The organism is Mesorhizobium sp. WSM2561, assembly GCF_000513915.1.
Taxonomy (GTDB): Bacteria; Pseudomonadota; Alphaproteobacteria; order Rhizobiales; family Rhizobiaceae; genus Mesorhizobium; species Mesorhizobium muleiense.
In genome coordinates this window covers 98,779-121,974 of record NZ_AZUX01000013.1, presented here as the reverse complement: position 1 = coordinate 121,974, position 23,196 = coordinate 98,779, and the positions used below count along the sequence as shown (strand labels likewise).

General features: G+C 63.1%; 25 protein-coding genes and 1 pseudogene. 6 read left to right on the top strand and 20 right to left on the bottom strand.

The window, feature by feature from the left end; genetic code table 11:
* Positions 1 to 124: 124 nt before the first annotated feature.
* The 9 genes from ftsH to ybgC all read right to left on the bottom strand — a co-directional run bounded on the left by ftsH (position 125) and on the right by ybgC (position 10,132).
* Entirely contained in the window at positions 125 to 2,053 is a 1,929-nt protein-coding gene (ftsH, locus tag M727_RS0112140; protein ID WP_023799979.1) for an ATP-dependent zinc metalloprotease FtsH, read from the bottom strand.
* A 123-nt stretch (positions 2,054 to 2,176) separates the two neighbouring features.
* A complete protein-coding gene (gene tilS / locus M727_RS0112135) occupies positions 2,177 to 3,556 on the bottom strand; it encodes a tRNA lysidine(34) synthetase TilS (RefSeq protein ID WP_027152913.1) in 1,380 nt (459 codons plus the stop codon).
* Between the two features lie 70 nt (positions 3,557 to 3,626).
* A complete protein-coding gene (gene ybgF / locus M727_RS0112130) occupies positions 3,627 to 4,694 on the bottom strand; it encodes a tol-pal system protein YbgF (protein ID WP_027152912.1) in 1,068 nt (355 codons plus the stop codon).
* 202 nt (positions 4,695 to 4,896) lie between these two features.
* Entirely contained in the window at positions 4,897 to 5,403 is a 507-nt protein-coding gene (gene pal, locus M727_RS0112125) for a peptidoglycan-associated lipoprotein Pal (protein ID WP_027152911.1), read from the bottom strand.
* A gap of 268 nt (positions 5,404 to 5,671) precedes the next feature.
* Positions 5,672 to 6,955, bottom strand: a complete 1,284-nt coding sequence (tolB, locus tag M727_RS0112120) for a Tol-Pal system beta propeller repeat protein TolB (protein ID WP_245268562.1) — start codon at positions 6,953 to 6,955, stop codon at positions 5,672 to 5,674.
* A gap of 68 nt (positions 6,956 to 7,023) precedes the next feature.
* Entirely contained in the window at positions 7,024 to 8,181 is a 1,158-nt protein-coding gene (locus M727_RS0112115; RefSeq protein WP_027152909.1) for a TonB family protein, read from the bottom strand.
* Positions 8,182 to 8,188: 7 nt separating this feature from the next.
* On the bottom strand, positions 8,189 to 8,647 hold the full coding sequence (tolR, locus tag M727_RS0112110) for a protein TolR (RefSeq protein WP_027152908.1): 459 nt from the start codon (positions 8,645 to 8,647) through the stop codon (positions 8,189 to 8,191).
* A 9-nt stretch (positions 8,648 to 8,656) separates the two neighbouring features.
* Entirely contained in the window at positions 8,657 to 9,367 is a 711-nt protein-coding gene (gene tolQ, locus M727_RS0112105; RefSeq protein WP_027152907.1) for a protein TolQ, read from the bottom strand.
* Between the two features lie 291 nt (positions 9,368 to 9,658).
* The gene (gene ybgC, locus M727_RS0112100; protein ID WP_027152906.1) at positions 9,659 to 10,132 is read right to left on the bottom strand and encodes a tol-pal system-associated acyl-CoA thioesterase; all 474 of its coding nucleotides are present in this window, start codon (positions 10,130 to 10,132) and stop codon (positions 9,659 to 9,661) included.
* Between the two features lie 132 nt (positions 10,133 to 10,264).
* Here ybgC and M727_RS0112095 point away from each other — a divergent pair, with 132 nt between their 5' ends.
* Positions 10,265 to 11,515, top strand: coding sequence for a cellulase family glycosylhydrolase (locus tag M727_RS0112095; protein ID WP_027152905.1), 1,251 nt, complete (start codon positions 10,265 to 10,267; stop codon positions 11,513 to 11,515).
* Here M727_RS0112095 and M727_RS0112090 read toward each other — a convergent pair.
* The 11 genes and pseudogenes from M727_RS0112090 to M727_RS0112040 all read right to left on the bottom strand — a co-directional run bounded on the left by M727_RS0112090 (position 11,499) and on the right by M727_RS0112040 (position 18,588).
* Positions 11,499 to 12,422: a metallophosphoesterase gene (locus M727_RS0112090; protein WP_027152904.1), complete on the bottom strand. Its 924-nt coding sequence runs from the start codon at positions 12,420 to 12,422 to the stop codon at positions 11,499 to 11,501. The genes M727_RS0112095 and M727_RS0112090 overlap by 17 nt on opposite strands.
* Positions 12,423 to 12,550: 128 nt before the next feature.
* A complete protein-coding gene (ruvB, locus tag M727_RS0112085; RefSeq protein ID WP_027152903.1) occupies positions 12,551 to 13,588 on the bottom strand; it encodes a Holliday junction branch migration DNA helicase RuvB in 1,038 nt (345 codons plus the stop codon).
* Positions 13,588 to 13,860 carry an AbrB/MazE/SpoVT family DNA-binding domain-containing protein gene (locus M727_RS0112080; RefSeq protein WP_027152902.1) on the bottom strand — a complete coding sequence of 91 codons (273 nt, stop codon included), beginning with the start codon at positions 13,858 to 13,860 and terminating at the stop codon, positions 13,588 to 13,590. The genes ruvB and M727_RS0112080 overlap by 1 nt, the downstream gene beginning before the upstream one ends.
* 40 nt (positions 13,861 to 13,900) lie before the next feature.
* A complete protein-coding gene (gene ruvA, locus M727_RS0112075; RefSeq protein ID WP_027152901.1) occupies positions 13,901 to 14,521 on the bottom strand; it encodes a Holliday junction branch migration protein RuvA in 621 nt (206 codons plus the stop codon).
* A gap of 43 nt (positions 14,522 to 14,564) precedes the next feature.
* Positions 14,565 to 14,720, bottom strand: a pseudogene (locus tag M727_RS43020) (DNA-binding protein); the annotation flags it as partial.
* 114 nt (positions 14,721 to 14,834) lie between these two features.
* The gene (locus M727_RS43995) at positions 14,835 to 14,996 is read right to left on the bottom strand and encodes an AbrB/MazE/SpoVT family DNA-binding domain-containing protein (protein WP_348627159.1); all 162 of its coding nucleotides are present in this window, start codon (positions 14,994 to 14,996) and stop codon (positions 14,835 to 14,837) included.
* A 158-nt stretch (positions 14,997 to 15,154) separates the two neighbouring features.
* Positions 15,155 to 15,664 carry a crossover junction endodeoxyribonuclease RuvC gene (ruvC, locus tag M727_RS0112060; protein WP_027152900.1) on the bottom strand — a complete coding sequence of 170 codons (510 nt, stop codon included), beginning with the start codon at positions 15,662 to 15,664 and terminating at the stop codon, positions 15,155 to 15,157.
* 65 nt (positions 15,665 to 15,729) lie between these two features.
* Positions 15,730 to 16,260: a DUF1465 family protein gene (locus M727_RS0112055; protein WP_027152899.1), complete on the bottom strand. Its 531-nt coding sequence runs from the start codon at positions 16,258 to 16,260 to the stop codon at positions 15,730 to 15,732.
* Positions 16,261 to 16,653: 393 nt separating this feature from the next.
* Complete coding sequence (locus M727_RS0112050) at positions 16,654 to 17,058, bottom strand: hypothetical protein (RefSeq protein WP_027152898.1); 405 nt, start codon at positions 17,056 to 17,058, stop codon at positions 16,654 to 16,656.
* A 189-nt stretch (positions 17,059 to 17,247) separates the two neighbouring features.
* The gene (locus tag M727_RS0112045) at positions 17,248 to 18,018 is read right to left on the bottom strand and encodes a sulfite exporter TauE/SafE family protein (protein ID WP_027152897.1); all 771 of its coding nucleotides are present in this window, start codon (positions 18,016 to 18,018) and stop codon (positions 17,248 to 17,250) included.
* 111 nt (positions 18,019 to 18,129) lie between these two features.
* Complete coding sequence (locus M727_RS0112040; protein WP_027152896.1) at positions 18,130 to 18,588, bottom strand: Lrp/AsnC family transcriptional regulator; 459 nt, start codon at positions 18,586 to 18,588, stop codon at positions 18,130 to 18,132.
* A 134-nt stretch (positions 18,589 to 18,722) separates the two neighbouring features.
* Here M727_RS0112040 and M727_RS0112035 point away from each other — a divergent pair, with 134 nt between their 5' ends.
* From M727_RS0112035 to M727_RS0112015, 5 genes are all read left to right on the top strand, one after another.
* Complete coding sequence (locus M727_RS0112035) at positions 18,723 to 19,652, top strand: DMT family transporter (RefSeq protein WP_027152895.1); 930 nt, start codon at positions 18,723 to 18,725, stop codon at positions 19,650 to 19,652.
* 133 nt (positions 19,653 to 19,785) lie between these two features.
* A complete protein-coding gene (locus tag M727_RS0112030) occupies positions 19,786 to 20,433 on the top strand; it encodes a thiamine phosphate synthase (protein ID WP_027152894.1) in 648 nt (215 codons plus the stop codon).
* Position 20,434: 1 nt separating this feature from the next.
* Positions 20,435 to 21,466: a tetratricopeptide repeat protein gene (locus M727_RS0112025; protein WP_027152893.1), complete on the top strand. Its 1,032-nt coding sequence runs from the start codon at positions 20,435 to 20,437 to the stop codon at positions 21,464 to 21,466.
* A 161-nt stretch (positions 21,467 to 21,627) separates the two neighbouring features.
* Entirely contained in the window at positions 21,628 to 22,194 is a 567-nt protein-coding gene (efp, locus tag M727_RS0112020; RefSeq protein ID WP_027152892.1) for an elongation factor P, read from the top strand.
* 134 nt (positions 22,195 to 22,328) lie between these two features.
* A complete protein-coding gene (locus tag M727_RS0112015; protein WP_023800002.1) occupies positions 22,329 to 23,129 on the top strand; it encodes an inositol monophosphatase family protein in 801 nt (266 codons plus the stop codon).
* The last annotated feature ends 67 nt before the right edge of the window (positions 23,130 to 23,196 follow it).

The window sequence follows — 23,196 nt, the reverse complement described above, 5'->3', positions numbered from 1 at the left end:
CCCCGGCACTGGGTGAAGTGATGGAGTTTTTCAGGCCGCGATCGGCTGTCGCTGTCGGCACCTCCTAACAAAAACGCCGCGTCCAAGCCGCGGCGTTTTCGAAATCAGTCTCCTGAGCCGGACCCTAGCTTGACGGCTGAGGCTCCATGCCGCCTTCGGGCTCCGGGCCCTTCTTGCGGCGGCTGCCGGACTTCGGCACGGCCGAGCCGCGGCTCGGCGGCGTGTCGTCGCCGAGATCGCGTGCCGGCTTGTGGCCGGCGATCAGCTGCTTGATCTCGTCGCCGGACAGCGTCTCATATTCCAAAAGCCCCTGCGCCAGCGCAATCCATTCCTTCTTCTTTTTGGTCAGGATGGATTTGGCCGTCGAATAGGCCTCGTCGATCAGCCGGCGCACTTCGGCGTCGATGATCTGCGCCGTCTCTTCCGAGACGTTCTGCGTGCGCGCCACCGAATGGCCGAGGAACACTTCCTCCTGGTTGTCGCCATAGGCGACGTGGCCAAGCTTGTCGGAAAAACCCCAGCGTGTGACCATGGCGCGCGCCAGCTTGGTTGCCTGCTCGATGTCCGAGGAGGCACCCGAGGTGATGTTCTCCTTGCCGAACTTGAACTCCTCGGCGACGCGGCCACCCATCATGATGGCAAGACGCGAGATCATGTATTTGTAGCTCATCGAATAGCGGTCGCCTTCCGGCAACTGCATGACCATGCCAAGCGCCCGGCCGCGCGGAATGATGGTCGCCTTGTGCAGCGGATCGGCCGACGGCACGTTCAGCGCCAGGATGGCGTGGCCAGCCTCGTGATAGGCGGTGAGTTCCTTCTCGGCCTGGGTCATCGCCGACGAGCGGCGCTCGGCGCCCATCATGATCTTGTCCTTGGCGTCCTCGAACTCGGCCATGGTGACAAGGCGCTTGTTGCGCCGCGCCGCCATCAGGGCGGATTCGTTGACGAGGTTCATCAGGTCGGCGCCGGAAAACCCCGGCGTGCCGCGTGCGATCACCTTTAGGTCGACATTGGGGGCCAGCGGCACGTTGCGCACATGCACCTTCAGGATCTTCTCGCGGCCGACGATGTCGGGGTTCGGCACCACCACCTGGCGGTCGAAACGGCCGGGCCTGAGCAGCGCCGGATCGAGCACGTCTGGACGGTTGGTGGCAGCGATCAGGATGATGCTTTCGTTGGATTCGAAGCCGTCCATTTCGACCAGCAACTGGTTCAGCGTCTGCTCGCGTTCGTCGTTGCCGCCGCCGAGGCCGGCGCCGCGATGGCGGCCGACCGCGTCGATTTCGTCGATGAAGATGATGCAGGGCGCATTCTTCTTGGCCTGGTCGAACATGTCGCGGACGCGGCTGGCGCCTACGCCGACGAACATCTCGACAAAGTCCGAGCCGGAAATGGTGAAGAACGGCACGTTGGCCTCACCGGCGACCGAACGGGCAAGCAGCGTCTTGCCGGTCCCGGGAGGGCCGACGAGCAGCACGCCGCGCGGAATCTTGCCGCCAAGCCGCTGGAACTTCTGCGGATCACGCAGGAATTCGACAATCTCTTCCAAATCCTGCTTGGCTTCGTCGACGCCGGCGACATCCTGGAAGGTGACGCGGCCGTGCGCTTCAGTCAAAAGCTTGGCCTTGGACTTGCCGAAGCCCATGGCGCGGCCGGAGCCGGACTGCATCTGGCGCATGAAGAATATCCAGACGCCAAGGATGAGGATCATCGGCAGCCAGGAGATGAGATAGCTGAACAGCGAATTGGAACCGTCGGATTCGGGGCGCGCGTTGATGGTGACGTTCTTGTCCTGGAGTCTCGAAACCAGCGACGGATCACCCGGCGAATAGGTCTGGAAGCCGGTAGAGGTGTCGGTATAAGTGCCCGAGATGCGGGCGCCCGCGATGGTCACCGTCTTGACCCGGCCGGCCGCGACGTCCTGCAGGAACTGCGAATAGGGGACGTCACTCGCTGCTCCGCGCGTCTGCGGCGTCTGGAACAGATTGAAGAGAGCGATGAGCAGGACCGCTATGATCGCCCAGAGCGCGAGATTGCGATAATTCGGATTCATCAATTGTCCCGTTGGTGTCCGCCAGCGGACACGCGTCGTGAGAGGAAACTTGGGTCTAACATAGGGATGGCGCCCTTCATTGCCAAGCAGAACAGCATGTCGCGGTTAAGCTTTCGCCCATGATCAACCGGCAGTGTGGCCGCCGAAAGGCGGGGCAGGAAGTCGCGGCGCGCCGATCAGCGCGGCGACAGTTCCGGCCGGCGCCAGGTCGAAGGACGGCAGGAAGCGGGCAAAGGGCGCGACGACCGGGCATACCGCCATTCCCGGCAACATCGGGCTGTCGCCTGGATGTTCGCTTGCGCGCCACAGCACCGGCTCGGCCGCCAGAGCCGCGCGGACAAGGCTCGGCGGCGTGCCATTTTCGGCAATTGCCTGTCTTGCGGCACGCGCCGCGCCGAGCGGCGCGATCAAAAATTCACCCGGTCTGTCCGCCAATGTGATCCTCCGGCGACCGTCCCAGAGGGCATTGTTCACGGCAGGCGCAGCGGGCGGCAGGTTGCGGGTTTCGCGACGCAGAAAAATGCCGGCACGCCGCGCATCGACCACCGTCCGCGACAATGTGGCGCAAAACGGGGTAGCGAAAAATGAGGTTGTGCCAGGTGGTCCGGGCCTCAGCCGGTTGAGCAGCGCCTCGCTGCGAGCCTGCTCGGGCAGAAAGGCAACGCCGCCGACAGTCGCCAGCAGGACGCGCAGCGCGTAGACGGCCGCCGCCTCGTCGACGGCTGTCGCAAAGCCCGGATCGAGACGGATAAGGCCGGCTGCGGGCCTGCTGGCAAAGCCACGGATCAGCGCGGCGGCGCGATGGCCAAGCTGCTCGCGCTCCACCGCAGCCCGCGCGGCCAGCGTCAACGCGTCTTCCCGCGCACCATTGCGGTCGGCAAGCGCTGCGCGGATACGTGGCCTCTCGAAAGCCTCGTCTTCATTGGTCGGGTCTTCGGACCAGCCGACATTCGCGCGCCGCAGGACTTCGCGCAGCGCAGCACGCCGTGTGCCGAGAAGCGGCCGTGCGATCCAGATCCGCCAGTCATAGAGCGTGGCCGGTGCCATGCCGGCTAGACCTCGCCCTGGCTCTCGCTCCCCCTCCTGGCGAGCTTGCCGCATCAGCACCGTCTCGGCCTGGTCGTCGGCCGTGTGGCCGGTCAGGATAAGGCCGATACCTTCCGCCTGCGCCGCCTCGGCCAGCAGCCGGTAGCGTGCCTCTCGCGCGGCAGCCGGCAGGCCGGTCGAAGGCTTGCGTCCGGACCAGACCAGGATGCGGTGAGCAATGCCGCGCCCGGCGCAAAGCCTGGCCACGGCCTGCGCTTCCGCTGCCGAGCCCGGCCGCAGAGCGTGATCGATCGTCACAGCCAGCAATTTCGTTGCCGGCGCGGTACGGTCGAGGTGATCCTTGAGGAGAAGGAGAAGGGCGGTCGAGTCGCTGCCGCCGGACACGGCCGCAACAGCGCCGCTGGTAAAGTCGAACTGCGAAAAAACCGAACGGTCAGGCTCGGTTTCGGGCGTCAATGCATGTCGCCCAAAAGTGGCCCCGGATCTGGGGCAACAAGTCTTGGGGCAACGACATGCAAGAGAAAAACTAACACGCCGCGAGCGCCCTCTCCTGCTTGACGCGTTCCTTGAGCGCGCCGGAAACGTTCGGATAGCGCTTGCCGATCTCGCCGAAAGTGGCGCAGGCCACGTCGCGCTGGTTCAATCCGACCAGCGACACACCGAGCTTCAGCAGCATGTCGGGAGCCTTCTTGGCCTTCGGATAGTCCTTGCTGGCGGCGAGGAAAGTCTCGGCCGCGTCGCGATACTTCTGCTGGCCGAGCAGCGACTCACCCAGCCAGTAATGCGCGTCCGCCGTCTTGGCGTCCTTGGGGAAGCGGGCGATGTGGTCGCGAAAACCCTGTTCGGCAGTGCCGTAGTCGCCCGACAGGATGAACTGATAGGAATTGCGGTAAAGCTCCTCCGGGTCGTCGGTGGCGGGCAGCGCCGCAACCACCGTATCGTCGGACTTGCCGGCCTGCGTGCCAGCGGCCTGGTCGCCGGGGACAGGGGCGGTGTTCTGCGCCGGTGCATGTGCCTGCGTCTTGCCGTCTGCGTCTATCACATTGCCGTTCTTGTCGACGGTGATGGTGCCGAACGTCTTCGGCGGCGTGCCCGGGATCACCGCGCCGGGTTCGCCTGTCGGTGATTCGACGATGACCTCCTGGCCGCCGGCGGGCGGTGTGCCCGCATCGGCCGGCGCATGCGTCGCCGGAGCCTCGGCGACGCTGCTGTCGGTGTTGGTGGTGGCGTCCGACTTCTTCTGCTCGCGTGGCTGCTGCGCGCCTTGTGAGCCGCCTTCCAGCTGCTGGAAACGGAACTCGTTGTCTTCCTGCTGCTTGCGGATCTGCTCCTGCATCTGCAGCACCTGGAAGTTGAGCTCCTCGATCTTGCCGTTCATTTGCCGGAGCTGTTCCTCCAGCCCCGTAGTGCCGGTGCCATCCTGCGCAAATTGCACCTGATCCGGTTTCTTTTTTTCACCGAAAATGCCGAGCGTCGGCAGGCGGAAGGAAAAACCGCTTTTTTCTGTGCCTTGCTCATTGCCTACTGCCGGGGCAGCGACGCTTGATACGAGCAGCAACGCAAGCGTGCCGCTCAAGACCGATCTGAAATGCATGTGCCTCTCGCCGTGGATTGTTTGCCTGTTGCATGCCTGCCGATCGGAGTGGACCGTCAGGCGCCTCGGTTGTTACCAAGGACGCAGGACTTCGGCCAAATTTTGTTTCAAGTCCCACATCCGGGCGCCGGACATGAAAAAGGCGGCCGCAGCCGCCTTTCACACGTAGGTGTTGCATTTCTGCCGATTGGAAAATTGCCGATCAGGAACCGGCGCCGCTGATCGTGGTGACGGCGCGGCGGTTCTGCGACCAGCAGGAGATGTCGTCGCAAACCGCGACCGGACGCTCCTTGCCGTAGGAAATGGTCTTCAGGCGCTGGGCGGAAACACCCCTGGCGACGAGGAAGTCGCGGGTGGCGGCGGCGCGGCGGGCGCCGAGCGCCAGATTGTATTCGCGCGTGCCGCGCTCGTCGGCATGGCCTTCGATGACGATGGCATACTGCCTGTACTGGTTCAGCCACTGCGCCTGGCGCGAAAGCGTCGTCTGCGCGTCGGCGCGGATCGAGGACGAATCCGTATCGAAAAAGATGCGGTCGCCGATGTTGACGGTAAAATCCTGGGCCGATCCGGGCGTTGCCGCCCCGGCGCCGCTGAGACCGAGATCGGCGGCGCTGTTCAGGTTCTTCTTCGAGGCGCAGCCGGCGATGGCGAGCAATGCCACCAGCGCGATCATCGCCGGGTTTCTGGTAAGTGCTGCGATACGGCCCATGCCGCCTCTCCTTCGCAATTCGAGTGATTTCGTTGATCGTCCAGTAACCACGTTTGGGTTAACCGGCGTTCAAGAAACACGGTTAAAATTTGGTTTCGGCTGCCGTCCACAGCCGTTTTGCCCAAGGGGAATCCGAGGAGGCAACAATGCGCGCGGACCGTAGGCAGAAATGCGGCTGAAACGCGACCAAGCCGTGGAAAAAGGGAATTGAAGAATTGAGGAATCCCGTTCTCTTCATCTCTTCAATTCTTCATTTCTCCAATCCCTCTCACTCGAGCAGCGGCGACCAGGCCGGGTCCGAAGCGAAATTCGAGGTCGGGATCGACTGTTCGTTGCGGCCGGTGAGATCGACCGAAACGAGTTTCGGGCCGCCGGCCGAATCGCGGAAAAACATCAGCACCCGGCCGTTGGGCGCCCAGGTCGGCCCCTCCTGCTGGAAGCCGGTTGAAAGGATGCGCTCACCCGAACCGTCGACGCGCATGACGCCGATCTGGAACTCGCCGGCGGTCTGCTTGGTGAAGGCGATGAGGTCGCCGCGCGGCGACCATACCGGCGTCGAATAGACGCCGTCGCCGAAGGAGATGCGGGTCTGGCCAGAACCGTCGGCGCCCATCACATAGATCTGCGCGCGGCCGCCGCGGTCGGAGGTGAACACCACCTTGCTGCCATCCGGCGAATAGGACGGCGAGGTGTCGATGGCCGTCGAATTGGTGAGCCTGGTCGTCGAGCGGCTTCTCAAATCCATGGCGAAGATATTGGAATTACCGTCGTCGCGCAGCAGGCTCATGATCACCTTCTGGCCGTCGGGCGAGAAGCGCGGCGCAAAGGTCATGCCGGGAAAATCGCCGACCAGTTCGCGCTGCCCGGTCTCGATCTGCAGCAGATAGACCTTCGGCTGGCCGCTTTCATAGGACATGTAAGTGATTTCCTGCCGGTTTGGCGAGAAACGCGGGGTCAGCACGATCGACCTGCCGTCCGACAGGTAGCGGATATTGGCGCCGTCCTGGTCCATGATGGCGAGGCGCTTCTTGCGCGCGTTCTTTGCACCCGATTCGTCGATGAAGACGACGCGCGTGTCGAAATAGCCCTTCTCGCCGGTCAGCCGCTCATAGATGGCGTCGGCGATGATGTGGGCGACGCGCCTCGTGTTGGCGTCGTTGGCGAAGAACTGCTCGCCCGACATCTGCTGGCCGGCAAAGGTGTCCCACAGCCGGTACTGGGCGCGGACGCGGCCATCGGCCTCCTTGCTGACGCTGCCGGTGACCAGCGCCTGGGCATTGATCACCTTCCAGTCCTCGAAGCGAGGCGTGGCATCCGGGTTCGAGATCTTTTCGATGAAGGCGCTCTTGTCGATCGGCGCGAACAGGCCGGAGCGTTTCAGGTCTGCGCTGACGATGCCGGAAATCTCCGCGCCCAACGCATCGCCGCCCTGGAAATCGGTGATGGCGATCGGCAGCGGCTCGACATTGCCTTTGTTGACGTTGAGCTCAACGAGCGCCCGCGCCGGCAAGGTGGCGGCGGCAGTCATGCCCAGCGCCATCGCTACGATCATCAGGAGCGGCTTGAGGATGGATTTCATGTCTTCTCGCTTCTCTTCAATGATTCTACGGGGCGCCAAGCCTACAGGCCCAGCATCTCCCTCGGATCGAACGTGACCCGGACGTCGGCCCAGATGTCTTGTTTGCCGGCGGGAACCTGCAGCCCGGCCACATCGCATTTCTGAACCGCGCGCACGGCACTTTCGTCGAACGGGCGGTTGCCGCTCGACTTTTCGACGGATGGCCGTCCGTCCAGCTTGCCGGAGGCGTCGAGGTTGAACCGGATTACGACGACAAAGTTCTCGGAGCCTTCGAGCCCTACCGGCAGGGTCCAGCAGCCACCAAGCTGGGCCTCCAACGCCCCCTGTTCCGATCTCGAAAGCTTCTGGCCCTGATCCTTGTCCCCGCCGAGCGACGCTTGCTGGGTCGAGCGCTTGGCGCCGCCGCCCGACGGCTTGCGCTTGTCGAGCAGCGCCGAAATCTCGTCGGCGTTGAACTGCTTGTCTTCCGATTTCGGCTTGGACGAGGCTTCCTTGACCGGCTTGTCGGCATCCTTGCGCTCGGGCGCCTTGGCGCTTTCGGCCTGGGCCGGCTGTGGCTTCGGCCGCGCCTGCGGGGCGGGCGCCGAGTCCGGAAGCTGCGTCTCCTCGGTTGGTGGTTCCTTGGCAATCGCTTCCGCGACGGCGTCCGGCTTGACCTCAGGCTTCGGGTCTATGGCGGCGGTCTTGTCCTGCGGCGGCGTCGGCGCCGGTTCCTTGGCCGGTGTCGGTTTTGGCTCCGCCTGCTTGACCGGCTCGGGCTTGACCTCTTCCTTCGGCTGCGGCACCGGTGCGACCTCAGTCGCCGGGACGGGCTTCGGCTGCTCCTTCGGTTTCGGCACGTCCTCGGGCTTCGGCTTTTCTTTCGGCGTCGGCGCGGGCGGCGGCGCCTCAGCCTTATCGACTGGCTGGGGCTTGGGTTCCGGCGTCGGCGGCTTGTCGGTATCGACGCTGTTGTCGCCGACCGTCTTCGCGTCGGCCACGATGTCCGGGCGCTGGGTCGGCAATGGCGCCGGCTTTTCACTCACCGCAGCCTTCTTGTCGCCTTTCTGTATCTGCGCGATCGCTTCCATCGGCACGATCTCGACTGCCAGAGACTCGGCATCGGACGCCGGCAACGCCGCCGGCGCCGACAGCGTGAACAGGCCGAAGCCGATCGCGACCGCATGCAAGATCACCGATGTGGTGAGGCCGGTCCTCATCTTGCGTCTATTGATCCTGTTCCTGCAGTGAAACGAGGCCGATATTCTTGTATCCGGCGGCCGAGATACGGGCCATCACCTTCATTGCCGTGCCATAGTCGGTGGACTTGTCGCCGCGGATGAAGATGCGCTCGTCATAGCCAGTCTTCGAAATCGCCTGCAGCTTGGCGACCAGTTCCTCAGCCGGGATTTCAGTCTCCTGGAGGTAGATCTGGCCGGCGGAGTTGATGGAGACGGTGATCGGCTGCGTGTCGACATTCATCGCCTTGGCCTGCGTGTCCGGCAGGTCGATCGGCACGCCGACGGTCAGCAAGGGCGCGGCGACCATGAAGATGATCAACAGCACCAGCATCACGTCGACCATCGGCGTGACGTTGATTTCCGATATCATGGCGTGATGGCGGCCGCGCCGCCTGTGGCCGCGACCACCGCGTCCCCCGCCACCCGCGCCTACAGACATTCCCATGATTGTTCCTCAGGCCTTCTGCGCGACTTTTTCATCGATTTGGCGCGAGAGTATGGCGGAGAACTCGTCCGCGAACCCTTCCATGCGCACGGCGATCTTGCTCGCGTCCGACGACAGCTTGTTGTAGGCGATGACGGCGGGAATAGCCGCCAGCAGACCTATTGCCGTGGCCAGCAGCGCCTCGGCAATGCCGGGTGCGACCACCGACAGGCTGGTATTCTTGGATGCGGCGATCGCCTGGAACGAGGTCATGATGCCGATCACCGTGCCGAACAGGCCGATGAACGGCGCTGCCGAGCCAGTGGTGGCGAGAAAGCCAAGCCGCCCTTCCAGTTTTTCCATTTCGCGGGTCAGCGCCAAGTCCATCGCCTTGTCGATGCGGGTCTGCAGGCCAAGCGGCGATTTCGCCCCCTTCTCGAAGCTCTTCTTCCATTCGCGCATGGCGGCGACAAAGATCGCGCCCATGCCTGACGTCTTGCGGTCGGCGAGCGTGCGGTAGAGCTCTTCCAGCGACTGCCCCGACCAGAACACCTGTTCGAAGCGATTGAGCGCGAGCCGCATGCGGCCATAGGCGACGAGTTTGTCGACGATGATCGCCCAGGTCCAGATCGAGGCGCCGAGCAGCCCGATCATGACCAGCTTGACCACCCAGCCGGCCTGCGTGAACAGCGCCCAAATCGACAAATGCGCGCCCGGTTCGGCGAGTGCGATATTTTCCATGGTTACGTCCTTAAGAATTTTCCGGGCACGGTTGGCGGCTGGCCCATAGGCATCCCTTGTAATCCGTTCGCGCAAAGCTTGCGGAATAACCCCAAAATGCACCGTAGGCGGCCTTTTCAGGGCAAATCTTGGTGAAAGGAAGGCGCTGGATTCCTCCAATCTTCACCACTCTCTTCATGAACCGTTATGGTTAAGGATGGGTTAGGACGCACAGCGCGGCGCATTGCCGCGCCTTGCGAGTTGTGTGGCATCGTCAGCTGATCATTGGGATCGGTAAGTTACCGATTTGAACTACAGGTTTGTCTTGGGCATGAAGATTGCGATCCATTCCTTCGGAAAGCGCCGTGGCCGGCCGTTCTCGCCAATGATCGCCGCCTCGACGCGCGCCTCGACCAGCACCTCGCTGCCGCGCTTCAGCTGCTGCGCCATGAAGATGCGGGCGCCCGAAATGTCCTCGGTGCGCGTCTCGATGGTCAAGACATCGTCCATGCGGGCGGAGCCGCGAAAGTCGATCTCCATGCGCCGCACCACCCAGACTATTCTTTCGCCATGCTTGCCGTCGGCAAGCTCGGTGTGGTGGACGCCGGCAAGCCTGAGATAATCGGAACGGCCGCGCTCGAAGAATTCGAGATAGCGCGCGTGATAGACGACACCGGAGAAATCGGTGTCGGCATAATAGACCCGCGCCATCAGCCGGTGGCCGAATTCGGTCAGCGCGCCGGAAAGCCCGGCGCAGAGCGCCGCCGATTCACCATGATCGTCCATCGCGCTTTCCTTTTTTGGCCTGACCGGGCACCTAAAGCGCGACGCGCTTCAGGTGGTGTTTCCGGGCGCGTCGTTGTCCCAAAGCCGCTACACAGTTTTGGGCGACACGCATTAACTTGGCGCATGAACCCGATGGCACTGTTGACGGCGATGATCAAGACCTTGATGGCGGCGCTGCTTGTGCTGGCCGCGCTGGTGCCGCCGGGCCAGGCGGCGAGCTTTATGATGAAGCGCGGCCTCAATCTCGACCAATGGACGACATGGCCGGGCGAGGACAAATGGGGCGACCGGCGGGCAATCCTGCCCTATCCGGAATGGCGCAAATTCCTCGACGACGACGATCTCAAGGCGCTGAAGGGCGCCGGCTTCGATTTCCTGCGCATGCCGGTCGATCCGTCGCCGTTTCTGTCCGGCGAGACGCTGGCGCTGCGCGACGAGCTCTATGCCAGCGTTCTGGCCTCGGTGCGCATGATCAATCGCGCCGGCTTGAAGGTGATCGTCGACATGCATCTGATCCCCAGCGGCAGCAGCCGCAAGATCGGCATGGGCGAGGTGATGGACGATCCACAAATGTTCGAAGCCTATGTCGAAATGGTGCGCAAGATGGCGCGCACGCTGGCCGATGAGGACCCGCGCCAAGTCGCTTTCGAGCCGATGAATGAGCCGGTTATCGACTGCGACGCCGACGGTACCGGCCTGTGGCCGGAGCGCCAGCAGAAACTGTTCGCGGCGGCGCGTTCGTCAGCCACCAGGCTCACCCTGATCCTGACCGGCGCCTGCTATTCCAATGCGGCATCGCTGGCAAAGATCGATTCGAAGGCGATCCCCGACGACAACATCATTTGGACCTTTCACTCCTACGACCCGTTCCTGCTGACCCATCAGGGCGCGACCTGGGCCGGCGACTTCATCCCCTATGTCACCGGCCTGCCCTATCCGCTCAGCGCCGTCCCGCGCGCCCAGCTGGATACTGCGCTCGATACGATCCGCGCAAGGATCAAGGCCGAGGCGCCATGGGCGCGCCAGAGCGGCCTGCTTGCCTATCTCGACGAGCAGGTCGCCAGCCTGGACACGGATGAGAAGCTGCGCGAGACGATGGAGTCGCCGTTCACCAGAGTCGAGGCCTGGGCAAAGGCCAACGGAATAAAACCGGAGAACATCACGCTCGGCGAATTCGGCATGATCCGCCAGGAATACGGCAATGCCTATGTGATGCCGGCCGAATACCGTGCCGCTTATGTCAGGGACATGATCGCGCGCGCCGAAGCCCATGGCTTCGCATGGTCGGTCTGGAGCTATGGCGGCGCCTTCGGCATCGTCGACGCTTTTGATGGCGACAAGTCCGAGCCGGATGTGATGGATGCGATCAGGTCACTTCATTGAGCGCCGAACCCAGTTCGATCGAAAGAATCTCTGGGCGCATCCCGAAACGCACCGGCAGGATGCTGAAGCCGAGACCTCCGGAGACGATCAGGTTGCGGTTCTCCTCCACGACATGGCCATAGGCAAAACGGTTGCCGAAGCGGGATGGCACGACCGGAGAATAGCCGAGCAACCGCACCTGTCCGCCATGGGTATGGCCCGAAAGAGTCAATGATACCCGTGGCGGGACCTTCGGAAAAATGTCCGGCTCATGTGCCAGCAGGATAACAGGGGCCTTGTCGCTCACCTTTGCCAGCGTGCCGCGCAGGTCGTCCAGTCCTGTGAACCTGCTGCGGCCCCAGGCCCTGCCCGGTCGTAGCGCGAGTTGGTCGGCAAGTCCGGCGACCCAGAAGCCATGCCCGTCTTTTTCCAGGCGCACCACATCGTTTTCCAGGACCGGTATGCCGGCGCTCTCGAGCGCCCGGCGCGCCACCGTCGGCCCCAACCCGGCCTTCTGGGCGGAAAGGTCCTCCCACCAGTCGTGATTGCCAAGGATTGACCACACGCCGAGCGGCGCCTTCAGCCCTGACAAGGCCGGCGCCCATTCGGAGGAGCCCACCCAGTCCGTAACCAGGCGTGTGCCGGCTGCATAGTCGCCAAGCAGGACAATCAGATCCGGTTGCAGGCTGTTCGCCCGTTCGGCAAGCGACCTGATCCGCTCCGGCGTCATCCATGGCCGACAGGCATGAATATCGGCGAGAGCGACGACGTGAAGCCGCAATCCTGCAGGCCAGTTTGGCGGGGTCAGTGAATAGCGCTTTACATGCGTCAGCAGCATCGGCTCGAGGCCAACAGCATAAGCACTGAGCGACACGGCAGATAGGAAGGAACCGCCGATGAGGCGCAGGAAGCCGCGTCTGGTGATCATCGCTCAACCCCGTCGTTCGTGGAACCGACGGTCCCACAGCGAAGCGTTAGAGCCCGCAAATGCGCCGGCAAGCTGACCAGGATTAGGAGATTTTGCGCAGCAACGAAGGCGGCAACGCCGCGCCGACGCTACTCTTCCTGGAACAGGCTGATCTGCTGCTGCGCCAGGTCCTTCGGCGCATCGAGGCCGAGATGCCGCCAGGCATTGGCGGTCAGCACGCGGCCGCGCGGTGTGCGCTGAATAAAACCCTGCTGGATCAGATAGGGCTCGATGATGTCCTCGATGGCGTCGCGCGGCTCGGAAAGCCCTGCCGCGATGGTCTCGATGCCGACCGGCCCGCCGCCAAAATTCCGCGCGATCATCGAGAGATAGCGGCGGTCGAGCGCGTCGAGGCCCAGCGCATCGACTTCGAGTCGCGTCAGCGCCTCGTCGGCGATCTGGCGGTCGACGTGACCGTCGCCGGCGACTGAGGCGAAATCGCGCACGCGGCGCAACAGCCGGCCGGCGATGCGCGGCGTGCCGCGCGCGCGCCGAGCGATCTCCAGCGCGCCATCGTCACCGAGCGGCATGGCAAGGATGCGGGCGCCGCGGCGCACGATCTGCTCCAGTTCCTCGACCGAGTAGAAATTGAGGCGGACCGGAATGCCGAAGCGGTCGCGCAGCGGATTGGTCAAAAGGCCGAGCCGGGTGGTGGCGGCGACCAGGGTGAAGCGGGCAAGATCGATCTTGACCGAGCGCGCCGCCGGCCCTTCGCCGATGATCAGGTCGAGCTGGAAATCCTCCATCGCCGGATAGAGGATTTCCTCGACCGCCGGGTTGAGCCGGTGGATCTCGTCGATGAACAGCACGTCGCGGTCTTCGAGATTGGTGAGCAGTGCTGCGAGATCGCCGGCCTTGGCGATGACCGGACCGGAGGTCGAGCGGAAGTTGACGCCGAGCTCGCGTGCCATGATCTGCGCCAGCGTCGTCTTGCCGAGGCCGGGCGGGCCGACGAACAGCACATGGTCGAGCGCCTCGCTGCGGCCCTTGGCGGCCTCTATGAACACTTTGAGATTGGCCCGCACCGCCGCCTGGCCGACAAAATCGCCGAGCGTCTGCGGCCGCAAGGTCTGCTCGGCATCTTCGCCGCGCTTGTCGGGAGCAATGAGGCGTGGCGAAAGGCTCATCAGTCGCCACTTCCGTCGCGATCGCCAGCGACGTGGCGATCGTCAGCATCCCCCACCGCGGCGTCGATTTCCTCCAGTGTGGCGGGACCGCCGGGCGGATTGCCCAGAAATCCGACAAGGTCGGCAAATCTAGGATTGCGCGGCGTTCCGATCAGAAGACCATCCATGACCGTCCACGCAACCGTATCGCCAGCCTTGAGCGACAACGCGTCCCGGACTTTCTTTGGAATCGTAAGCTGCCCCCTGGAGCTCAAACCCGCATATCCGCCCATGCTCTTGTTCCTAGTCGGAATTTATTTCTCGGGCAATGTCTCACCGCGCCAGTTCCTTCAGTCCGAAGCGGATCAGCTTCGACGCATCCGCGTCCTCGCCGGCGCTTTTCAGCGCCGCCGCCACCGCATTGGCGGCGGTATCGCGCGAATAGCCGAGATTGACCAGCGCCGAGACGGCGTCGGTGATCGGCGCCGGCGCGACGCCTTCGCCAAGCTCCTGCTTCAGGCCGATGGTGCCGGAGGCAGCGCCCGCAAAGGCCGGCGCCTTGTTCTTCAGTTCGGTGACGATGCGCTCGGCCACCTTCTTGCCGACTCCGGGCGCGCGGCTGACCATGGCAATATCACGCAGCGCGATGGCATTGGCGAGTTCGGCCGGCGCCAGCGTCGAGAGAATAGCCAGCGCCACCTTGGCGCCGACGCCCTGCACATTGCTCATCAGCAGCCGGAACCATTCGCGCTCCAGAACTGACTGAAAACCGTACAGCCGCAGCATGTCCTCGCGGACATAGGTCTCGATGAACAGCACCACCGCCTCGCCGGGGGCCGGCAAGGCGGCCAGCGTGCGCGTCGAGCAGTGGGCGACATAGCCGACGCCGTGCACGTCAATGATGCAGAAATCCTCGTCGACCTCGTCCAGCGTGCCTTTCAGCTTGCCGATCATGCCAAGGCTCTCATGGATACAAAGCTCTCATGGATAAGGGCCCTCATGGATAGGTTTCCGGAGACATGATGTCGAGGTCCGGGAAATAGCTGCGATAGCGCGCGGCATCGCGTGTCAGCAAACGATGTCCAGCAACGACGGCGTGGGCTCCAATAAAGAAATCCGGCGGGGTTCGTTCGCGGAGCCCGCCTGACATTTGTGTCAATCAATGTCGAGATTTTCACGTGGACCCCTCAGCCACTCCGTATACTCGTCCGTCGTCATGCCTCCCAGATCCAACGTCCCGGCCATATGATCGAGTAGCCGGCTGAATCTACGGGAAGCCTCTTCTTCGGAAATGTTTCGCTGACCGCAACAAAACAAAACGAACGCCGTCCTCGGTAGCCAAGAACTCCACCTCCGAGCCTGGGCCGATACCCAGGCGATCTCGTATCTCTTCCGGGATCGTCACCTGTCCTTTGGTTGTCACCCGCATGGTAATACCTCGCAGGTTTTACTGACTGCCGCCCGAGAACAAGTCAAGAACAAACTTATCGCATCGGCCCGAAAATCGGAATCGATTTTCGGAAAGCACGATGCGTGGATTCAAAGTGCTAGAGCGTACTTTGTGCGTCCAAATGGACGCACGTCGCTCTAGGCCAACGCCGCCAACCTGTAGACAACGCTCTGCCGGTGATGCGCGTGGCAGATGGCGATGGCCAGCGCGTCGGCGGCGTCGTCGGTGTCGAACGTCGCCTTCGGCATCAGCACCTTGACCATCATGTGGATCTGCTTTTTGTCACCATGACCGACGCCGATCACCGCCTTCTTGACAGCGTTGGGCGCATATTCGGCAACGACCAGGCCGGCCAGCGCCGGCACCAGCATGGCGATGCCACGTGCCTGGCCGAGCTTCAGCGTCGCTGCTGCATCCTTGTTGACGAAGGTCTGCTCGACCGCCGCCTCGTGAGGCATGGCGCCATGCAGGATCTCGGCAAGCCCGTCATGCAACTGGCAAAGCCGTGTCGCCAGCGCCGCCTTGTCGTCGGAACGCACGGTGCCGGAGGCGACGAAGCGCAGCGAGTTGCCGAGGCTCTCGACGATACCCCAGCCGGTGCGCCTCAGGCCCGGATCGATGCCGATGATGCGAATCGTTTCCCCCATCCGCCAAGTCTACCCGTGGCGGGCAGCGATGCCAGCGAAAAGTGAACAAACCAGAAACAGGTCTGTCAGCCGCGGGCGAAAGCCGTGTTCAGCAGCGTGATCTGATCGGAAACCGGATTGATGCGGCGGTCGGATGGCGCGACCTCGGCCGCGGCGCCGCCGTAGATTTCCTCGTCCATGCGACGCACCAGCGCCTGCAGGCGCAGCGAGCGGTTGACGAGGTCAAGAAAATCCTTCGGCAGTTCGACCCAGCCTGCGGCATCGTTGTTGGCGGAAGCGGTATCGAGACGCACCTTGGATTTTTCGGAAGCAACCTGATCGCGAGTCATCTCGCCGGAATTCGCCGCGCGCTGCAAAAGCAGCCAGGAGGCGACCTGCATCAGCCTCGTGGTCAGTCGCATCGACTCGGCCGCATAGAGCGTCGCCGCCAGCCTGGACAGTTTCTTCGCCTCGGCCCGGCCCTTCCCGTCCAGATATTCGGCCGCCTGCTCGACCAGGCCCATGCCTTCCTGGTAGAGCGGCTTGAAGGATTGGGAGAAAACCCGGCGCTCCGCCAGCTTGATGGTTTTCGCGCTTCCCTTCGAAGGATCGTTCATCGATACGCCCTGCACTTGCCCTTACAGCCGGCCGAATCGGCGTCATCGCCGTCACGCCTGCACCCTATATGACCGAGGCTTGAAAATGCGCTTCGCCGCCGGTGAAGGCAAGCACATGTTTAACAAACGGTTAACGGCGGCGCAGGCGACCAGCAATCCGGATTGCGAAAAAAAAGAGCCGCGGATAAGGCGGCTCTCAGGAGTTTAACAGGGAGGCGTCAAACAAAGTGGCTCCAACCACTCGGTAAGAATCCAGATCACTGGATGCGCATAGTAAACGCCTGTAAAGCTTAATGAAGCCTTAACGGCGAGGATATTTTTTGATCAAGCGTCGCCCGCCTGTGCCGTAACAGCACAATAACTCCAGGCTTTTTGGGGCCCAGACCTTTGGACTCAGGCCTTTTGCGTCTCAGCATGCCGTTCGGCTTTCCACACCACCGGCAGCGCGATGTAAGCGAACAGCAGCAGCCCCGCGTAAAAGCCCATCGAGGATGTTGCCACCAGCGGCTCGATCGCCGGGTTGCCGGCAAGCATGATGTAAAGGCCGATCAACAGTCCGGTGCCACTGATTGCCGTCAACCAGAAATGGACGGTGGCAAGCGTCTTTTCCGCGACTGCCGGAAACAGATGGTAGAAGAATGCAAACACCGCCGACATCAGCCATCCGGCCACCATGATGTGGGCGTGGGTTGGCATCTGCGCATGATCTTTGCTGATCGCCATCTGTAGGCCGAGCGCCATCCCGACCAGTGCGTAGAAGACGGCCAGCGTGAAGAAGTTTCGTGCTACCTTTTGCATGTTATGCCCCGAATTGCCTTTTCCCGTCATGGGAATGGGTTGAGATCAGGCGGTCGCCCCGCCACCGGGTCCCCGGCATCGGCGCATTAGCATCGGCAATGTTTCTGGACGATGTCGCATCGCGCCCGCCTGAAACCGCCGTGACGCTGCTGACGGCTCGGCTGCCGGCGACTTCCATCGGCTGGCAATCTAGAGAAGGCCGGCGATCCCGTCCCACAGGAGCTTGACCGCGACGACCGCTACGGTCGCATAGGTGAAGGGGTAGAACAGTTCCGGCCGCATCCGCCGCACCAGCCAGGCGCCGGCGATGGTCGAGAGCGGCGCCAGCGGTACCAGAACCGCCGACGCGGTCAGGTTGGTGGTGTCGAACTGTCCGAGCGCAAAATAGGGGATGAGCTTCAACGCGTTGGTGGCGGCAAAGAAGATTGCTGCGGTGCCCGACAGCACTTTCGGATCGAGCCGGATCGGCAGCGCATAGACCTGAAAGGGCGGGCCGCCGACATGGGCGACGAAGCTGGTGAAGCCGGCGACCGTCCCCCAGAATGCGGCAACCGCGCGGTTGGGCTCGGCTGAGTGGCTCGCACCGTGCCGCATCTGTAGATAGACCCAGCGAAGCACGAAGATAATCGCCACCGCGCCGACGATCAGCCGCACCATTTCCGCTGTCACCAGCGCCGCGGTCAGCCAGCCGAGGCCGATGCCGATCACTGCCCCCGGCATCATGTCCGCAAGCATCTTGCGGTCGTAGACACCCCACCATGTCCACACCGAGACGATGTCCATCAGGCACAGTATGGGCAGCAGGATGGCGGCTGCCTGCACCGGCGGCATGGCAAGCGCCATCAGCGGGACGCCGACGAATCCGACCGCACCGCCAAAGCCGCCCTTGGACAGGCCGACCAGGATGACGGCTGGAATGGCGACGGCATAGAACCACGGATCGAGTAGCAAGCCTGACATCGTCGGGGAGCAGTTGGAGGGAAAGCGTGTAGACGCTGGAATAGCCGATAAACTTTCGCGCCGCGACTGCAAATGCGCACACGACGCTGTGGTCGGTCGTGCTGAGGCCTGTCACGGTTTTGAGGAGGCAGTTGCGCCGAGTGGCGGCGGGCGCCTGCGGATTGGCTGCGCCTTGATGATGGCTGTGCTCGTTTCGGCCTTGTCGGCGATACGGTCGAGAAGCTTGTCGAGGTCGCCGATCGAGCGCACGAACAGCCGGGCAACAAAGCAGTCGTCGCCCGTCACCTTGTCGCATTCGCCAAACTCCGGAATCTCCTCGATCAACTTCTGGACAATATGCAGCTTGCCCGGCAAGGGCCGGATGCGAACGATCGCCTGCAAGGTGTAGCCGAGCGCTTGGGGATCGATTTCGACGGTGAAGGCCCTGATAACGCCACGATCCTCCAGCCGACGCAGGCGTTCCGCGACACTCGGCGACGACAGTCCAACCTGCTGGGCCAGTTCCTTCAATGAGCTTCGTGAATCCTTGATCAGGATTTCGAGAAGGCGTCGGTCCAGATCGTCTAGCATTTGACATTCCCAAGGAAAATGCCGTCTTCACCTTATTTAATTAGGCACGACGGGCATATCACCTGGCGCAAATCATTGAAAGCGCTGATGTGGCATGGGATTATCAACCATTAGCGTTTCGAGAGGCAATATTCATGGACAGCACGGTGCGTGGCACGGCCGAAATGACGGCCGCAATGGTGATCCTCGGCACGATCGGATGGTTCGTCGTCATGTCGGGCGAGCCCATCATGGACGTCGTCTTCTGGCGCTGCGCCTTCGGCGCGATAACGCTGCTGATCATCTGCGCTGCTCTGGGGCTGCTGCGCGGCAGGCTGTCACTGCGCATCGTGGCGATCTCGGCTCTCGGGGGTGCTGCCATCGTCATTAACTGGCTGCTGCTGTTCAGCTCGTTTTCCCGCGCCTCGATCTCGATCGCCACGGCTGTTTACAACACGCAGCCCTTCATGCTGGTCGGCTTTGGCGCGCTCTTCTTCTCAGAGCGGTTGACCCTGACAAAGCTGGCCTGGCTTGGCATCGCCTTCGCCGGCATGCTGCTGATCGTGCAAGGCTCGCCTGATGCCGGCTCCGATGCAGGCCCCAATACAGGTAATGTCGGCACGGATTATTTTATCGGCATCGCGATGGCGCTGGGTGCGGCTTTCTTCTGGGCCGTCGCCGCCATCGTCACCAAGAAGCTCAAAGGCACGTCGCCGCACCTGATCGCCCTCATCCAGGTCTGCGTCGGCGTCGTCATCCTGGCACCCTTCGCCAACCTTTCCCACCTTCCCGCCGACGTGTGGAGTTGGAGCATGCTGGCGACGCTTGGCGTCGTCCATACCGGTCTGATGTACATCCTGATGTACGGCGCCATTCAGAAACTGCCAACCTATCTGCAGGGGTCGCTGTCCTTCATCTACCCTGTGGTCGCGATCCTGGTCGATGTCGTCGCCTTCGGCCACCGGCTGCATCCAGCCCAGATGGTCGGCGGCGCCGCCATCCTGGTCGCCGCCGCCGGCATGAATCTTGGCTGGACGCTGTGGAAATCGAAGACCCCAGCCGAGAGCACCCAGGCAATCAAGTGAGGCAACAACGTCGCCGTGCGACAATCATGCGCCAACGGTCCTGGCCGCCCGCCTGTTCAAGGCCGGCACTTTGCTCTATGCCGCAATGCAACCATCTTCGCCCGGCATAGGCGAAAACCGGGGTCAAAAACCAATGAACGACGCAACGCCTCCAAATCGCTGCCGCATCGTGCTGATCGCGCCGGCCGGCGTGCCGGCTGAGCACATCGGCGCGGCGTTCGAGGGCGGCGACGTCGCCTCGCTGATCCTGCCCGAAAACGACATGGACGAAGCCTCCTTCCAGGCCTTCGCCGAACAGATCGTGCCGGCGGCGCAAGCGGCAGGCATCGCTGTCATCATTGCCGGCGACACCCGCATCGCCGGTCGCGTCCAGGCCGACGGCATTCATGTCGAGGCCGGCAAGGCCGAACTCGCCGGGACGATCGAACGTTTTCAGGCAAAAATGATGGTCGGCACCGGCGGCGCCAAGACCCGCGACGATGCGCTGGAACTCGGCGAGCTCAGGCCCGACTACATCTTCTTCGGCCGCTTCGGCTACGACAACAAGCCGGAGCCGCACCCACGCAACCTGTCGCTGGGGCAATGGTGGGCGGATGTGATCCAGATCCCTTGCATCGTCATGGCCGGGTCCGACATCACTTCGGTGGAAGCGGTGGCTGCCACCGGCGCCGAATTCGTGGCGCTGTCCAGCGCCGTCTTTGCCGAGGGCATCGACCCAAAGATGGCAGTCGCCAGCGCCAACGCGCTGCTCGACGAAACCGCGCCGCGTTTCGAGGACTGACGTGCCCGCGCCGACAATCCTTTTCGGTGCTTTGCTGGCGCAGCTCACGGTGCAGGTCGCCGTGGCGGAAACCGTCCCATTGCCGCAACCGAAGCCCGACACCGCTGCAAGCACGGACAAGCCGATCGCCACGCCGCTGCCGCAGCCCGCCACCATGGCGCCGCTGCCGTCGGCCGACGCCATTAATCCCGACCGCTTCGGTGCAAAGCCGTCGGATTCTGCCTATGGCGCCTTCCAGCGCGGCCTTTACAAGACGGCCTACAACCTCGCTCTGGTTCGCGCCCAGAACGGCGATCCGGCGGCGCAGACGTTGATCGCCGAGATATTGTCGCGCGGCCTTGGCGTGCCGGTCGACGCGGCGGAGGCGGCCAAGTGGTACGCGCTTGCCGCCGAGCAGGGCATACCGGAATCGCAGTTCCAATATGCGCTGATGCTGCTCGACGGCCGCTACGTCAAGAAGGACGAGAAAGGGGCCTACGCGCTGATGCAGGCCGCCGCCGAGGCCGGCAACCGTCTGGCGCAGTTCAATTTCGCGCAGCTGCTGGTCCAGCAGGACCCCGGCGATGCCGGCATCGCAAAGGCGGTGTCCTATTATCAGCGCGCCGCCGCGACCGGCCTTGCCGACGCGCAATATGCGTTGGCGCAGGTCTATGCCAATGGCGTCGGCGGCAAGCTGCGCGACGATGCCCAGGCGCGCGGCCTGCTGGCGCAGGCAGCAAGGCAGAACTACGATACGGCGCAGATCGATCTCGCTGCCTGGATGATCGAGGGACGCGGTGGCGCCCGCGACCTGAAGTCCGGCTTCGGCTGGATGAAACAGGCCGCCGAGGGCGGCAATGTCGCCGCCCAGAACCGCCTCGCCAAGCTTTACATGGGCGGCATCGGCACCGATCCGGATCCGATCCTTGCCGGGGCCTGGTACGTCGTCGCACGGCGCGCCGGGCTGATCGATCCGGAGATGGATGATTTTCTGCAGGGCTTGACCGACGACCAGACCAAGCAGGCGCTGCAGAAGGCCAACCGCCTGCCTTAAAGCGTCGCGGACAGTGAATAATCGGGCAGCGGATGCAGACAAGGAGATGGCTCCGCCGTTACTCCCCCTCCTGTCCGCTCACTTGCCTCTCCTGGCGATTTGTGGTCTTGGAGGCGCCAAATCGCTTTCGTCGCGAAAATCTCATTCCGGATCACATCATCATGGCCAAGATCAATGGCAACGAAATCCGTCCCGGCAATGTCATCGAGCATGATGGCGGCCTGTGGGTGGCGGTCAGAACCAACACCGTCAAGCCCGGCAAGGGCGGCGCCTATAATCAGGTCGAGTTGAAGAACTTGATCAACGGCACCAAGCTCAATGAGCGTTTCCGCTCGGCCGAGACAGTCGAGCAGATCCGACTGGAGATGAAGGATTTCTCCTTCCTCTACGAACAGGGCGAAGCGCTGGTGTTCATGGACACCGAAAGCTACGAGCAGCTTGAATTGCAAAAGGATTTCGTCGGCGATCGCGCTGCCTTCCTGCAGGACGGCATGATGGTGACGGTCCAGCTCTATGACGAAAGGCCGATCGGCATTTCGCTGCCCGACCAGGTGACGCTGACGATCACCGAGGCCGACCCGGTGGTGAAGGGCCAGACCGCCGCCTCGTCCTATAAGCCGGCGATGTTGGAAAACGGCATTCGCGTGCTGGTGCCGCCTTTCATCGGCTCGGGCGAGCGTATCATCGTCGACACCAACGAAATCACTTACGTGCGCCGCGCCGACTAAGGCATGATCCCAAAAAGTTGCAGACTTTTTGGACAAGGTCATGCTTCAAGGCATGCATAATCCCAAAAAGTTGCAGACTTTTTGGATAGGATCATGCCTCAAGGCAAATAGGCGCAGCGGCAGGAAGAAGAGCAATGGCGCGTTCCGCGATCCTCAATGTCATGGTCCAGGCCGCTATGAAGGCCGGCCGCTCGCTGTCGCGGGATTTCGGCGAAGTGCAGAACCTGCAGGTCTCGATGAAGGGGCCGGGCGACTATGTCAGCCAGGCCGACCGCAAGGCAGAAGAAATCCTCTTCACCGAGCTGTCGAAGGCGCGGCCGGGCTATGCCTTCCTGATGGAGGAGCGCGGCCTGATCGAAGGCGACGACAGCCAGCACCGCTGGATCGTCGACCCGCTCGACGGCACCACCAATTTCCTGCACGGCATTCCGCTCTTCGCCATCTCGATCGCGCTGGAGCGCCAGGGCCAGATCGTCGCCGGTGTCGTCTACAATCCGGCGATGGACGAACTCTACACCGCCGAGCGCGGTGGCGGCGCATTCATGAACGACCGCCGGCTGCGGGTTGCCGGCCGCACCAAGCTGATCGACACGGTGATCGGCTGCGGCGTGCCGCATCTCGGCCGCGGCCAACATGGCAATTTCCTGATCGAGCTGCGCAACGTGATGGCCGAAGTTTCGGGCGTGCGCCGCCTCGGCTCCGCCTCGCTCGATCTCGCCTACGTCGCTGCCGGCCGCATGGACGGGTTCTGGGAAACCGGCCTGTCGGCCTGGGACGTCGCCGCCGGCATCCTCCTGATCCGCGAGGCGGGCGGCTTCATCTCCGACTTCGCCGGCGGGCAGAACATGCTGGATGGCGGCTCGATCGTCGCCGGCAACGAGACCATCCAGCGTGCGCTGTTGAAAACCGTCAGGAAGCCGGTGACGCCGCGCTAGGCTCTAGCTTGGCGCGCTGAACCGCCGCAGTCGCAAAACCGCAACGAAAGCTTGAAATGCTGTCCGG

What these genes read in the sequence shown, in the direction of transcription:
- ftsH (WP_023799979.1), bottom strand. Translation starts at nt 2,053, where the DNA reads ATGAATCCGAATTATCGCAATCTCGCGCTCTGGGCGATCATAGCGGTC.
- ybgF (WP_027152912.1), bottom strand. Translation starts at nt 4,694, where the DNA reads ATGCATTTCAGATCGGTCTTGAGCGGCACGCTTGCGTTGCTGCTCGTA.
- pal (WP_027152911.1), bottom strand. Translation starts at nt 5,403, where the DNA reads ATGGGCCGTATCGCAGCACTTACCAGAAACCCGGCGATGATCGCGCTG.
- tolB (WP_245268562.1), bottom strand. Translation starts at nt 6,955, where the DNA reads ATGATCGTAGCGATGGCGCTGGGCATGACTGCCGCCGCCACCTTGCCG.
- M727_RS0112115 (WP_027152909.1), bottom strand. Translation starts at nt 8,181, where the DNA reads ATGAGGACCGGCCTCACCACATCGGTGATCTTGCATGCGGTCGCGATC.
- tolR (WP_027152908.1), bottom strand. Translation starts at nt 8,647, where the DNA reads ATGGGAATGTCTGTAGGCGCGGGTGGCGGGGGACGCGGTGGTCGCGGC.
- tolQ (WP_027152907.1), bottom strand. Translation starts at nt 9,367, where the DNA reads ATGGAAAATATCGCACTCGCCGAACCGGGCGCGCATTTGTCGATTTGG.
- ybgC (WP_027152906.1), bottom strand. Translation starts at nt 10,132, where the DNA reads ATGGACGATCATGGTGAATCGGCGGCGCTCTGCGCCGGGCTTTCCGGC.
- M727_RS0112095 (WP_027152905.1), top strand. Translation starts at nt 10,265, where the DNA reads ATGGCACTGTTGACGGCGATGATCAAGACCTTGATGGCGGCGCTGCTT.
- M727_RS0112090 (WP_027152904.1), bottom strand. Translation starts at nt 12,422, where the DNA reads ATGATCACCAGACGCGGCTTCCTGCGCCTCATCGGCGGTTCCTTCCTA.
- ruvB (WP_027152903.1), bottom strand. Translation starts at nt 13,588, where the DNA reads ATGAGCCTTTCGCCACGCCTCATTGCTCCCGACAAGCGCGGCGAAGAT.
- M727_RS0112080 (WP_027152902.1), bottom strand. Translation starts at nt 13,860, where the DNA reads ATGGGCGGATATGCGGGTTTGAGCTCCAGGGGGCAGCTTACGATTCCA.
- ruvA (WP_027152901.1), bottom strand. Translation starts at nt 14,521, where the DNA reads ATGATCGGCAAGCTGAAAGGCACGCTGGACGAGGTCGACGAGGATTTC.
- M727_RS43995 (WP_348627159.1), bottom strand. Translation starts at nt 14,996, where the DNA reads ATGCGGGTGACAACCAAAGGACAGGTGACGATCCCGGAAGAGATACGA.
- ruvC (WP_027152900.1), bottom strand. Translation starts at nt 15,664, where the DNA reads ATGGGGGAAACGATTCGCATCATCGGCATCGATCCGGGCCTGAGGCGC.
- M727_RS0112055 (WP_027152899.1), bottom strand. Translation starts at nt 16,260, where the DNA reads ATGAACGATCCTTCGAAGGGAAGCGCGAAAACCATCAAGCTGGCGGAG.
- M727_RS0112050 (WP_027152898.1), bottom strand. Translation starts at nt 17,058, where the DNA reads ATGCAAAAGGTAGCACGAAACTTCTTCACGCTGGCCGTCTTCTACGCA.
- M727_RS0112045 (WP_027152897.1), bottom strand. Translation starts at nt 18,018, where the DNA reads ATGTCAGGCTTGCTACTCGATCCGTGGTTCTATGCCGTCGCCATTCCA.
- M727_RS0112040 (WP_027152896.1), bottom strand. Translation starts at nt 18,588, where the DNA reads ATGCTAGACGATCTGGACCGACGCCTTCTCGAAATCCTGATCAAGGAT.
- M727_RS0112035 (WP_027152895.1), top strand. Translation starts at nt 18,723, where the DNA reads ATGGACAGCACGGTGCGTGGCACGGCCGAAATGACGGCCGCAATGGTG.
- M727_RS0112030 (WP_027152894.1), top strand. Translation starts at nt 19,786, where the DNA reads ATGAACGACGCAACGCCTCCAAATCGCTGCCGCATCGTGCTGATCGCG.
- efp (WP_027152892.1), top strand. Translation starts at nt 21,628, where the DNA reads ATGGCCAAGATCAATGGCAACGAAATCCGTCCCGGCAATGTCATCGAG.
- M727_RS0112015 (WP_023800002.1), top strand. Translation starts at nt 22,329, where the DNA reads ATGGCGCGTTCCGCGATCCTCAATGTCATGGTCCAGGCCGCTATGAAG.